This is a genomic window from Burkholderia sp. ZZQ-2, from assembly GCF_050768715.1.
Taxonomy (GTDB): domain Bacteria; phylum Pseudomonadota; class Gammaproteobacteria; order Burkholderiales; family Burkholderiaceae; genus Burkholderia; species Burkholderia cepacia.
Map to the genome: position 1 here is coordinate 24201 of NZ_LDVA01000260.1, position 12358 is coordinate 36558.

Annotated in this window: 13 protein-coding genes; 10 read left to right on the top strand and 3 right to left on the bottom strand. The window is 68.0% G+C overall.

What is annotated here, in order from left to right:
* Positions 1-23: 23 nt before the first annotated feature.
* The 6 genes from ABY44_RS18300 to ABY44_RS18325 all read left to right on the top strand — a co-directional run bounded on the left by ABY44_RS18300 (position 24) and on the right by ABY44_RS18325 (position 5758).
* Positions 24-977, top strand: a complete 954-nt coding sequence (locus tag ABY44_RS18300; RefSeq protein ID WP_060173682.1) for a choline ABC transporter substrate-binding protein — start codon at positions 24-26, stop codon at positions 975-977.
* 79 nt (positions 978-1056) lie between these two features.
* Positions 1057-1986, top strand: coding sequence for a 3-keto-5-aminohexanoate cleavage protein (locus tag ABY44_RS18305; RefSeq protein WP_021161454.1), 930 nt, complete (start codon positions 1057-1059; stop codon positions 1984-1986).
* Between the two features lie 87 nt (positions 1987-2073).
* Positions 2074-3039 carry an L-carnitine dehydrogenase gene (locus tag ABY44_RS18310; protein ID WP_021161453.1) on the top strand — a complete coding sequence of 322 codons (966 nt, stop codon included), beginning with the start codon at positions 2074-2076 and terminating at the stop codon, positions 3037-3039.
* A gap of 21 nt (positions 3040-3060) precedes the next feature.
* Positions 3061-3549: a thioesterase family protein gene (locus tag ABY44_RS18315; protein WP_021161452.1), complete on the top strand. Its 489-nt coding sequence runs from the start codon at positions 3061-3063 to the stop codon at positions 3547-3549.
* A gap of 33 nt (positions 3550-3582) precedes the next feature.
* Positions 3583-4539 (top strand): alpha/beta hydrolase, encoded by a 957-nt coding sequence (locus ABY44_RS18320; protein ID WP_060173681.1) that lies wholly within the window; start codon positions 3583-3585, stop codon positions 4537-4539.
* 22 nt (positions 4540-4561) lie between these two features.
* Positions 4562-5758 (top strand): TauD/TfdA family dioxygenase, encoded by a 1197-nt coding sequence (locus tag ABY44_RS18325; RefSeq protein WP_059698387.1) that lies wholly within the window; start codon positions 4562-4564, stop codon positions 5756-5758.
* A gap of 200 nt (positions 5759-5958) precedes the next feature.
* Here the strand turns inward: ABY44_RS18325 and ABY44_RS18330 are convergent, their stop codons facing one another.
* The 3 genes from ABY44_RS18330 to ABY44_RS18340 all read right to left on the bottom strand — a co-directional run bounded on the left by ABY44_RS18330 (position 5959) and on the right by ABY44_RS18340 (position 7920).
* Positions 5959-6258: a DUF4148 domain-containing protein gene (locus tag ABY44_RS18330; RefSeq protein WP_027789696.1), complete on the bottom strand. Its 300-nt coding sequence runs from the start codon at positions 6256-6258 to the stop codon at positions 5959-5961.
* A 214-nt stretch (positions 6259-6472) separates the two neighbouring features.
* The gene (locus ABY44_RS18335) at positions 6473-7459 is read right to left on the bottom strand and encodes an oxidoreductase (RefSeq protein WP_059698541.1); all 987 of its coding nucleotides are present in this window, start codon (positions 7457-7459) and stop codon (positions 6473-6475) included.
* A gap of 170 nt (positions 7460-7629) precedes the next feature.
* Positions 7630-7920: a DUF3331 domain-containing protein gene (locus ABY44_RS18340; RefSeq protein ID WP_021161446.1), complete on the bottom strand. Its 291-nt coding sequence runs from the start codon at positions 7918-7920 to the stop codon at positions 7630-7632.
* Between the two features lie 664 nt (positions 7921-8584).
* Between ABY44_RS18340 and ABY44_RS18345 the strand changes: the two genes are divergently transcribed.
* From ABY44_RS18345 to ABY44_RS18360, 4 genes are read left to right on the top strand one after another with little or no spacing between them, the layout of a single operon-like run.
* Positions 8585-9349: an SDR family oxidoreductase gene (locus tag ABY44_RS18345; protein WP_059649711.1), complete on the top strand. Its 765-nt coding sequence runs from the start codon at positions 8585-8587 to the stop codon at positions 9347-9349.
* A gap of 42 nt (positions 9350-9391) precedes the next feature.
* Positions 9392-10234 (top strand): ureidoglycolate lyase, encoded by an 843-nt coding sequence (locus tag ABY44_RS18350; RefSeq protein WP_059489478.1) that lies wholly within the window; start codon positions 9392-9394, stop codon positions 10232-10234.
* Between the two features lie 23 nt (positions 10235-10257).
* The gene (locus ABY44_RS18355) at positions 10258-11535 is read left to right on the top strand and encodes an L-fuconate dehydratase (protein ID WP_060173680.1); all 1278 of its coding nucleotides are present in this window, start codon (positions 10258-10260) and stop codon (positions 11533-11535) included.
* Positions 11536-11578: 43 nt separating this feature from the next.
* Complete coding sequence (locus ABY44_RS18360; RefSeq protein ID WP_060173679.1) at positions 11579-12355, top strand: SDR family oxidoreductase; 777 nt, start codon at positions 11579-11581, stop codon at positions 12353-12355.
* Positions 12356-12358: the final 3 nt, after the last annotated feature.

Consider the following 12358-nt stretch of genomic DNA (forward strand, 5'->3'; position numbering starts at 1 on the left):
GTCCAACAGGGAGGAACCGAACCATGAAGTCGACGAAGATTGCCGCGCTTGCCGCGGCCGTGCTGGCGACCGGCGCGTTCACGCATGAGGCATGGGCCGAAACGGATGCCGCGACCTGCCGCACCGTGCGTTTCGCGGATATCGGCTGGACCGACATCACGTCGACCACGGCGCTCGCGTCGACCGTGTTCGAGGCGCTCGGCTACAAGCCGACCACGACGATCGCGTCGGTGCCGATCTCGTTCGCCGGCCTGAAGAGCAAGCAGCTCGACGTGTCGCTCGGCTACTGGTGGCCCGTGCAGCAGAAGCAGCTCCAGCCGTTCCTCGACAGCAAGTCGATCAACGTCGTCGAACCGCCGAACCTGTCCGGCGCGAAGGCGACGCTCGCGGTGCCGAGCTACGAATACCAGGCCGGCCTGAAGACCTTCGAGGACATCGCGAAGCACCGTGCGGAACTCGACGGCAAGATCTACGGGATCGAGCCGGGCAGCAGCGCGAACGCGACGATCCAGAAGATGATCGACACGAACCAGTACGGGCTCGGCGGCTTCAAGCTCGTCGAATCGAGCGAGGCCGGGATGCTGGTGACGGTCGAGCGCGCGATCCGCGAGAAGAAGTGGGTCGTGTTCCTCGGCTGGGAACCGCATCCGATGAACATCCAGCTGAGCATGAACTACCTGTCCGGCGGCGACGCGGCGTTCGGCCCGAACTACGGCGAAGCGCGCGTGTACACGCTGACGGCGCCCGACTTCATCGCGCGCTGCCCGAACGCGGGCAAGCTCGTCACGAACCTGCGCTTCTCGACGCAGCTCGAGAACCAGCTGATGCAGTCGGTGATGAACAAGACGAAGCCGGCCGAGGCCGCGAAGGCGTACCTGAAGAAGAACCCGCAGGTGCTCGATCCGTGGCTCGCGGGCGTCAAGACGTTCGACGGCAAGGACGGGCTGCCGGCCGTGAAGGCGTATCTCGGCCTGTGACGGCCCGCGCGCCGCTCGCGGCGCGCCCTGACGAAACACCCGCAATGCGACACAACCCGAGTCAAGCGAGGCAACCAGCATGAACCATGAAGTCATCATCACCTGCGCCGTCACCGGCGCGGGCGATACGGTCGGCAAGCATCCGGCGATTCCGGTCACGCCGAAGGAGATCGCGGCCGCCGCGATCGAGGCCGCGAAGGCCGGCGCGACCGTTGCGCACTGCCACGTGCGCGATCCGCAGACGGGGCGCGGCAGCCGCGACCCGAACCTGTACCGCGAAGTGGTCGACCGCATCCGCTCGGCCGACGTCGACGTGATCATCAACCTGACGGCCGGCATGGGCGGCGATCTCGAGATCGGCCCGGGCGAGGACCCGATGCGTTTCGGCAAGGGCACCGACCTGGTCGGCGGCCTCACGCGCCTCGCGCATGTCGAGGAGCTGCTGCCCGAAATCTGCACGCTCGACTGCGGCACGCTGAATTTCGGCGACGGCGACTACATCTACGTGTCGACGCCCGCGCAATTGCGCGCCGGCGCGAAGCGCATCCAGGAACTCGGCGTGAAGCCGGAGCTGGAAATCTTCGACACGGGCCATCTGTGGTTCGCGAAGCAGTTGCTGAAGGAAGGGCTGCTCGACGATCCGCCGCTGTTCCAGCTGTGCCTCGGCATTCCATGGGGCGCGCCGGCCGATACGGGCACGATGAAGGCGATGGTCGACAACCTGCCGCCGGGTGCGCACTGGGCGGGCTTCGGGATCGGCCGCATGCAGATGCCGATGGTCGCGCAGGCGATGCTGCTCGGCGGCCACGTGCGCGTCGGCCTCGAAGACAACATCTGGCTCGATCGCGGCGTGCACGCGACCAACGGCACGCTCGTCGAGCGCGCGAGAGAGATCGTCGAACGGCTCGGCGCCCGGGTGCTGACGCCGGCCGAAGGCCGCCGCAAGCTCGGCTTGCCCGCACGGGGCGAGCGTCCGCTCGAACGCCGAGCGGTCGCCGAGTTCGCGTGAGCGGTTGCGCCGACTGACCGACAAGACGCGGCGGCACGCCCAGCGCGGCCGCCCACCGATTTCCCCTGATTTGAAGGATGCGTTGACATGGCTGTGAAGACCGACATCAAGACGTTCGCCGCCATCGGCACCGGCGTGATCGGCAGCGGATGGATTTCCCGCGCGCTCGCGCATGGTCTCGACGTGGTCGTCTGGGACCCCGCGCCGGGCGCGGAGGAACGGCTGCGCGCGAACGTCGCGAATGCGTGGCCCGCGCTCGAGCGCGTCGGCCTCGCGCCCGGCGCCGATCCGGCGCGGCTACGTTTCGTGGAGACGATCGAGGCGTGCGTCGCCGATGCCGATTTCATCCAGGAAAGCGCGCCCGAGCGCGAGGCGCTGAAGCTCGAACTGCACGAGCAGATCAGCCGCGCGGCGAAACCCGACGCGATCATCGCGTCGTCGACGTCGGGCCTGCTGCCGACGGATTTCTACGCGCGGGCGACGCATCCGGAGCGCTGCGTGGTCGGCCACCCGTTCAATCCCGTCTACCTGCTGCCGCTCGTCGAGGTGCTCGGCGGCGCGCGCACGTCGCCGGAAGCGGTCGAAGGCGCGATGGAGATCTATCGCAAGCTCGGCATGCGGCCGTTGCACGTGCGCAAGGAAGTGCCGGGTTTCATCGCGGACCGGCTGCTCGAGGCGTTGTGGCGTGAGGCGCTGCACCTCGTCAACGAAGGCGTCGCGACGACCGGCGAGATCGACGACGCGATCCGCTTCGGCGCGGGCATCCGCTGGTCGTTCATGGGCACCTTCCTGACCTACACGCTCGCCGGCGGCGACGCGGGCATGCGACACTTCATGCAGCAGTTCGGCCCCGCGCTCGAACTGCCGTGGACGAAGCTGGTCGCGCCCACGCTCACCGATGCGCTGATCGACAGCGTCGTCGAAGGCACGACCGAACAGCAGGGCACGCGCAGCATCAAGGAACTCGAGCGCTATCGCGACGAGTGCATCACCGAGGTGCTGAAGTCGATCGCCGCGGTGAAGGCGCGGCACGGGATGCGATTCGAGGACTGAAGGACTAAAGGACTGAAGGCGATGACCGGCGATACCCCGCTGACGATATACCGCGACGTGGTGCGGCCCGAATGGGTCGACTACAACGGCCACCTGCGCGATGCGTTCTACCTGCTGATCTTCAGCTTCGCGACCGATGCGCTGCTGGATCGCATCGGCCTCGACGACGCCGCGCGTCGCGAGCGGGGCCGCTCGGTCTACACGCTCGAAGCGCACGTGAACTACCTGCACGAGATCAAGGAGGGCACGCAGGTGCGTGTCGATGCGCGCGTGCTGGCGCATGACGCGAAGCGGCTGCACCTGTATCTCGAGCTGTTCGCGGACGGGCATGACGACGCGGTATCGGCGAGCGAGCAGATGCTGCTGCACGTCGATACGCGCGACGGCGCGAAATCGGCGCCGTTCGACGACGACGTGGCCGCACGCGTGGCCGGGCTGCATGCATTGCAGCGCGATTGCGCGGCGCCCGCGTATGCGGGCCGCGTGATCGCGTTGCCGCCGCGCCGATAGCGGGCGCGAACCTTCAAGCGCGGAGCGCACACGATGCTCGAACCGGAAATCGCGGCGTTCGTCGCTGCCGTCGACGCGTGGTATCCGGCCGACGCGGCCGAACGTTTGCCGGCCGAGCAGCGCCGCCTCTACGACCGCTTCGCGGCCGAGTGGACGCCGGCCGCGCCGCCGGCCGGCATCGTGCAGCAGGACGCCGTCTGGCAGGCGCCCGACGGCCGCGCGATCGCGCTGCGGCGCTACACGTCCGCGCAGGGTGCGCCGCGCGGCACGGTGCTGTTCTTTCATGGCGGCGGCTTCGTCGTCGGCTCGCTCGACAGTCATGCGCTGATCACCGCGCAACTGGCGGCCGATACGGGGCTCGACGTGATCGCGGTCGACTACCGGCTGGCGCCCGAGCATCGCGCGCCGGCCGCGCTCGAAGATTGCCTGGCCGTCACGCGCGCCGCACGCGACGCGCGCTGGCCGTTCGGGCCGTGCGCGCCTCCGCTGACGCTCGCGGGCGACAGCGCGGGCGGCATGCTCGCGGCGGCCGTGGCCACCGCGTTGCGCGATGCGGGCGAAGGCGGTGTCGACGGCATCGCGCTCGTCTATCCGATGCTCGGGTTCGAACCGCAATCGCCCGCGCGCGAAACGGAAGCGCACGCACCGATGCTGACGCTCGACGACGTCCATCGCTATCGCGCGCTGTACTGGAACGGCGGCCTGTCCGATGCGCTGGGAGACGGCAATCCGCTGTTGCGCGCGTCGGTGCCGCTCGCGGCTGCGCGTTTCGACGGCCTGCCGCCCGTCCTCGCGATCGGCGCGGAACACGATCCGCTGCGCGACGATGCGCGCGTGTACGTCGAACGGATTCGCGCGGCCGGCGGTGCCGCGCACTACTGGATGGGAGAGGGGCTGGTGCACGGCTGCTGGCGCGCGCTCGGAACGAGCCCGCAGGCGGCGCGGATGCACCGGACGGTCGGCGGGTTTCTGCTCGCACCACACGCGTAGCGGGCGTTTCCGGGAGGCAATGATGCAGGCAGCGCAACACCGTATCGAGGACTGGCGGACGTTTTCGGTCGACGCGACCATTGCAGCGGTCGCGATTGGCGACTCAGCGGTGGACGTCGAGTGGAGCGACACGCGACGATCGCCGTTTCATTTCGACTGGCTGCGCGACAACTGCGCGTGCTCCGCATGCGTGCATGCCGTTACGCGTGAACAGGTGTTCGAGATCGCCGACGCGCGCGAGGATCTTGCCGCGCGCGCGGTGCACGTCGAAGCCGACGGCGCGCTGCATGTCGAGTGGAACGACGGACATCGCAGCGCGTGGTCGCCGGGATGGTTGCGCGCGCACGCGTACGACGACGCATCGCGCGCCGAGCGCCAGGCCGCGCACGGGCGGCACGTGTGGGCCGGCGACGATGCGACGGCCATCGGCGTGTTCGCGTGGCGCGACGTGATGGAGGACGACGGCGCATTGCTCGCATGGCTCGCCGCGTTGCAGCGCACCGGGCTGACGCTTGTCGAAGGCGTGCCGGCCGAGCGCGGCCGCGTCGACGAGATCGCGCGCCGCATCGGCCTGATCCGCGAGAGCAATTTCGGTGTGCTGTTCGACGTCGAATCGAAGCCGCGCCCGGACAGCAATGCGTATACGTCGCTGAACCTGCCGCCGCATACCGATCTGCCGACCCGCGAGCTGCAGCCGGGCGTCCAGTTCCTGCATTGCCTGGCGAACGATGCGACCGGCGGCGACAGCGTGTTCCTCGACGGCTTCGCGCTGGCGGATGCGCTGCGGCGCGAGCATCCGGCCGATTTCGAGCAACTCGCGTCGACGCCGTTCGAGTTCTGGAACAAGAGTGCGAACAGCGACTATCGCTGCTCGGCGCCGGTGATCGGGCTCGATGCGCGCGGCAACGTGACCGAGGTGCGCGTCGCGAACTTCCTGCGCGGGCCGCTCGATGCGCCGGCCGGCTCGGTCGCGGCCGTCTATCGCGCGTACCGGCGGTTCCTCGCGCTTGCGCGCGAGCCGCGCTTTCGCGTGCAGCGCCGGCTGCGGGCGGGCGACATGTGGGCGTTCGACAACCGGCGCGTGCTGCATGCGCGCACCGAGTTCGATCCGTCGACCGGCCGCCGGCATCTGCAGGGCTGCTACGTCGATCGCGACGAATTGCTGTCGCGGTGGCGCGTGCTGTCGCGTTCGGCGCCCGCCGCGGCTGCACCGCACTGACGGGCACGCGCGGCTTCATCCTGCCTGCACACCTGCCGTGCAGGATGAAAAAGCGCCCGGACGCGAGGCGCCCGGGCGAAGCCACCCGCTGTCGGGCGGCGGAGGTATGCGTTTCATAAAAAAGGACGAGCCCCGCAAGGGGGCTCGTCCTGATGTTTCTTCATCGCGCTGCGCGCGGCGCCCGTCGGGGGCGCATCGGCTTACTGGCCGAAGAAGATCGAGTCGCGAGCGTTCGACGACGTTGCGGCCGGGGCGCCCGAGTGGACGGCCGGAGCCGGTTGCGCGCCGTAGCCGCTGGTGTCGGCACCATGAACACGCGCTTCGGCGCTCTGGATGTCGTTCGGGTAGTACGGGCTCGACAGGCCCGGCTTGTAGCCGGCTTTTTCGAGCTGAACCAGTTCGTTCTTCACTTGCGCGCGGGTCACGGTGCTTTGGGCGAATGCGCCGAACGAAGCGGACAGGGCGGCAGCGGCAACGACTGCGGAAACGAGCGATTTCATGATGACCTCCGGTGTTTTATTGAGTTCGCTCTTGACACCATGTCTTAAGCGATTGATCGAATCTTAGTCATCGGAAGGTTCAGGGTAAACGCTGATTTTGACGATAGATTGTTTCCTGGGCAGTAACAGTGGCGCGCCGGCCCAGGCTTTCAACGGGCTTTCTTATCGGTTGGTGCAACAAGTATGAAGAATGTTGCGGAGGCCGACACGCCTTTCACCGCGCCTCGGCCGCCGTGTCGAACGGCCGGCCCGGCGAACGTCCGGCCGGCGCGCCCGAGCTGAGGAAGCGCACGCCCGTCGCGGCTTCCGAGGCTTCCCACAGCAACGCCGCCGATCCCGCGTCGCGGGCCGCGCGTGGCACGCTCGCGGGCGCCGGCAGCCCGCGCGACTCGAACCAGCCGGACGGCCCGATATACGCGCCGCCCGCGAGATCGGGCGCGGTCGCCGCATGAATCGCGGGCAGCGCCCCCTGGTCGGCCGGCTGCGCGAGATAACGGTTCGCGGCCCGCATCAGCGCGGCGCGCGCGGGCGAGCTGTCCATCGCCGGGCCCGCGAACTGCAGGTTGGTTGCCGCGTAGCCCGGGTGCGCGGCCACGCTGATCCCGGTGAACGCCGCGCGCTCGAAACGGCGCTGAAGTTCGATCGCGAACACGAGGTTCGCGAGCTTGCTGTCGCAATAGGCGAGATAACGGTTGTAGCGGCGCTCGGCGCGCAGGTCGTCGACGCGGATCCGGCCGCCGCGGTTGAGGCCGCTCGACATCGTCACGACCCGCGGCCGGCGCGCGGCGCGCAGCGCGGGCAGCAGATGGCCGGTCAGCGCGAAATGGCCGAGGTGGTTGGTGCCGAACTGCATCTCGAAGCCGTCGCGCGTATGGCGCAGCGGCAGGAACATCACGCCGGCGTTGTTGCAGAGGGTATCGACGCGGCCATGGCGTTCGGCCACATCGGCCGCGAAGCGTGCGATCGAGGCGAGATCGGCGAGGTCGAGCGCGTCGGCTTCGACGCGGGCATCGGGATGGAGCCGTCGGATCGCATCGGCGGCCTGCGCGGCGCGGGCTGCGTCGCGGCAGCCCATCACGACGGTCGCGCCTTTCGCGGCCAGTGTTTCCGCGAGTTGCCAGCCGAGCCCGCTGTTGGCACCGGTCACGACCGCGACCTTGCCGCCCTGCGCCGGGACGTGGCGCGCGCTCCATGCATGCATGTCTGCCTCCATCGGCGCGACCGGGTGGCCGCGGCACATAATCGTTACATCGAGTGGTGTAACGATAGTGCGCGTGGTCGTGGCAGACAAGCAGGGGAATTAGACCGGCGCTTCTAGGGCTTGCGCATCGTCGTGCGGCACCGCGTGCGGCGATGCGCGGCCGGCAGGATTTACCTGCCGCCGGCCAGCGCGAGCACTTCGGCGGCGGAGATCATCGCCGCCGCGTTCGCGGGCGCCGGGCGTTCGGCCGGGCGGAAGACTTCGTCGCCGCGCTGGATGACCTGGCGCGACAGCGCGCACGTGCCGGTGCGTTGCGCGAAGCGGCGGCGCCAGCGCTGTTCACCGTAGTGACAGCGGCCGGGCTCGACCCAGCGGACGACGAGCAGCGTATCGGAACGTTCGAGGATTTCGACGTGGACGTCGGCGGGATCGAGCACAGGCAGGGATTTGGAGGCCTTCATTTTGCCGTTTCCTAAAGCTCGTGCGGTTCGCCCGTGGCAGTGGATGTCACTACCCGATGGCGAATCCGTAGCGGTTTCCATGAGTGGTGCGCTAAATGTAAGCGTCTGTGACCGGAAAAAACATCCTGTCTGGCTCAAATTACCTTTTGCCGATTTAGAAACAATCCACGCTTATTTTCTTGGGAAAACCACAGACAAAAACGCCCCGGACATGAAGTCCGGGGCGGGAAATCGGCCTGCGCGCCGTGTCTGCTCGCCCAGTCACGGAGCCCATCGCCGGGGGACGGAGGTGCCCGCAGGGATCGAACGCGGGCGGGTGGCGATGGACCGGTAGCGCAGTCCGGTACGTCATGATGGCGCGTGCATCCCGTTGAGACCCTGACGCGAACATGACTTTTTCGCCAGTTTGGCGTGGCGCCGCGCCGGGCGCGTGTGGATAAACGGCTGGGCGGCCCGCCGGTATTGGGTGCGCGCGGATCTCGGGACAGGCTCCTGCGGGCCATCGAATGCCGAATTCTTGCTCGACCGCCCGATTTCCACGCCCGGGTAAATACTGAATCCCGATTTCGTGACAAACGCAAAGTCGACTCCTATGATTGGTTGGACCTTTAGTCCTTTGTGCCAATCGGCCGACGGGTGGCCGGTTTTTTCGGGAGAGTCGCTCATGAGATTGCAGGGCAAACGCGCGCTGGTGACGGCGGCCGGGCAGGGTATCGGCCGCGCGACCGCGCTGCGGTTCGCGAGCGAGGGCGCCGACGTGCTGGCGACCGACATCAACGAAGCCGCGCTCGTGCGGCTCGAGGCCGACGCCGAACGCGCGGGCAGCCGGCTGGCCACGCGGCGGCTCGACGTCACCGATGCGCAGGACGTCGCGGCGCTTGCCGCGAACGAGCGCGCGTTCGACGTGCTGTTCAACTGCGCGGGCTATGTCCACCACGGCTCGATCCTCGACTGCGACGACGACGCATGGGCGTTCTCGCTGAACCTGAACGTCACGTCGATGTACCGGCTGATTCGCGCGCTGCTGCCCGCGATGCTCGAAGCGGGCGGCGCGTCGATCATCAACATGGCGTCGGCTGCGTCGAGCGTGAAGGGCGTGCCGAACCGCTTCGTCTACGGCACGACCAAGGCGGCCGTGATCGGCTTGACCAAGGCGGTGGCCGCCGATTTCGTCGAGCGCGGCATCCGCTGCAACGCGATCTGTCCGGGCACGATCGAATCGCCGTCGCTGGAGCAGCGGATCGCGGACCAGGCGCGCATGCGCGACGTGTCGGCCGACGAGGTGCGCCGGGCGTTCGTCGCGCGCCAGCCGATCGGCCGCATCGGCACCGCGGACGAAGTGGCCGCGCTCGCGCTGTACCTCGCGTCCGACGAAGCGTCGTTCACGACCGGCGCGATCCACCTGATCGACGGCGGCTGGTCGAACTGACCGCGCCTTTCCCCGCTACTTTCCATTTCCGTTCAAGACGATATGAAACTGCTGAGATTTGGCGACAAGCACCATGAAAAACCGGGCCTGCTCGATGCGCAAGGCCACATCCGCGACCTGTCGGGCGTGATCGACGATCTCGCCGGCGATGCGCTGGCGCCGGCCTCGCTCGCGCGGTTGCGCGACATTCCGCCGTCGTCGCTGCCACTGGTCGAAGGCACGCCGCGGCTCGGCGCGTGCGTCGGCCGCGTCGGCAAGTTCATCTGCATCGGGCTCAACTATTCCGATCACGCGGCCGAATCGGGGATGGAAGTGCCGAAGGAACCCGTCGTGTTCGGCAAGTGGACGAGCGCGATCTCGGGGCCGAACGACGACGTCGAGATTCCGCGCGGCTCGGAGAAGACCGACTGGGAGGTCGAACTCGGCGTGGTGATCGGCCAGGGCGGTCGTTATATCGCGGAAGCCGACGCGCTGTCGCACGTGGCGGGCTACTGCGTCGTGAACGACGTGTCGGAGCGTGAATTCCAGCTCGAACGCGGCGGCACGTGGGACAAGGGCAAGGGCAACGACACGTTCGGGCCGCTCGGCCCGTGGCTCGTGACGGCCGACGAAGTGCCCGATCCGCATGCGCTGCGGCTGTGGCTCGACGTCGACGGCCACCGCTACCAGAACGGCACGACCGCGACGATGGTGTTCCGCGTGCCGCACCTGATCAGCTACCTGAGCCGCTTCATGAGCCTGCAACCGGGCGACGTGATCTCGACCGGCACGCCGCCGGGTGTCGGCCTCGGGCAGAAGCCGCCCGTCTACCTGCGCGCCGGGCAGGTGATCACGCTCGGTATCGACGGGCTCGGCGAGCAACGCCAGCGCACCGTGCAGGCCTGATTTCCTTTCGCGGACGATTCGTCATGCCTATCATTCGATCGATGCGCGTCCTCGACGTGCGCTTCCCGACCTCGCGCCAGCTCGACGGCTCCGATGCGATGAACCCGGACCCCGATTATTCGGCCGCATACGTCGTGCTCGAAACCGACCGCGACGGGCTCGAAGGTCACGGCCTCACGTTCACCATCGGGCGCGGCAACGAGATCTGCTGCGCTGCGATCGACGCGATGCGTCACCTCGTCGTCGGCCTCGACCTCGACTGGATTCGCGCGGACATGGGCCGCTTCTGGCGGCACGTCACGTCGGACAGCCAGTTGCGCTGGATCGGCCCCGACAAGGGGGCGATTCATCTGGCGACGGGGGCCGTCGTCAACGCGGTGTGGGATCTGTGGGCGAAAGCCGAACGCAAGCCGCTATGGCGGCTCGTTGCCGACCTGAGCCCCGAGGAACTGGTGCGCGCGATCGACTTCCGCTACCTGACGGACTGCCTGACGCCGGACGAAGCGCTCGACCTGCTGCGCAGGCAGGCGCCGGGCAAGGCCGAACGGATCGCGATTCTCGAGCGCGACGGCTACCCGTGCTACACGACGTCGGCCGGCTGGCTCGGCTACAGCGACGACAAGCTGCGGCGGCTGTGCCGCGAAGCCGTCGAAGCCGGGTTCGACCACGTGAAGCTGAAAGTCGGCGCGAACCTGGAAGACGATATCCGCCGCGTGACGATCGCGCGCGAAGTGATCGGCCCGGACCGCAAGCTGATGATCGACGCGAACCAGGTGTGGGAAGTGGACGAGGCGATCGACTGGGTGCGCGAGCTTGCGTTCGCGCGGCCGTGGTTCATCGAGGAGCCGACGAGCCCCGACGATGTCGAAGGGCATCGCACGATCCGCGAAGCGATCGCGCCCGTGCAGGTCGCGACCGGCGAGATGTGCCAGAACCGCGTCCTGTTCAAGCAGTTCATCGCGCGCGGCGCGATCGACGTCGTGCAGATCGATGCGTGCCGGCTCGGCGGCGTGAACGAGATTCTCGCGGTGATGCTGATGGCCGCGAAGTACGGGCTGCCCGTCTGCCCGCATGCAGGCGGCGTCGGGTTGTGCGAATACGTGCAGCATCTGTCGATGATCGACTACGTGTGCATTTCCGGCACGAAGGAAGGGCGCGTGACGGAGTACGTCGATCACCTGCACGAGCATTTCGTCGAACCGTGCATCGTGCGCGGCGCGGCCTACATGCCGCCGACGGCACCCGGTTTCTCGATCGAGATGAAACCCGAATCGCTGGAGCAATACCGGTTCCGGGACTGACACGCGTTGAGCGTGCCGACAACATGAACGACGGAGACGCGAAGTGGATCTGAATCTGCAACACAAGGTCGTGATCGTGACCGGCGGCGCGTCGGGCATCGGTGCCGCGATCTCGACGCGGCTTGCCGAAGAAGGCGCGATTCCGGTGGTGTTCGCGCGCCACGCGCCGGACGATGCGTTCTGGCGCGCACTCGTGCAGAAGCAGCCGCAGGCCGCGTGCATGTCGGTCGAGTTGCAGGACGACGCGCAGTGCCGCGACGCGGTTGCGCAGACCGTCGCGCGCTTCGGTCGTCTCGACGGCCTCGTCAACAACGCGGGCGTCAACGACGGCGTCGGGCTCGATGCCGGTCGCGATGCGTTCGTCGCGTCGCTCGAGCGCAACCTGATCCACTACTACGTGATGGCGCACTACTGCGTGCCGCACCTGAAGGCGACGCGCGGCGCGATCGTCAACCTCTCGTCGAAGACGGCCGTGACCGGCCAGGGCAACACGAGCGGCTATTGCGCGTCGAAGGGCGCGCAACTCGCGCTGACACGCGAATGGGCCGTCGCGTTGCGCGACGACGGCGTGCGCGTGAACGCGGTGATTCCGGCCGAGGTGATGACGCCGCTTTACCGCAACTGGCTCGCCGGTTTCGACGACCCCGACGCGAAGCTGGCGGGCATCGCGGGCAAGGTGCCGCTCGGCAAACGCTTCACGACGGCCGACGAGATCGCCGACACGGCCGTATTCCTGCTGTCGGCACGCGCATCGCACACGACGGGCCAGTGGCTGTTCGTCGACGGCGGTTATACGCATCTCGACCGTGCGATCAGCTGAGGG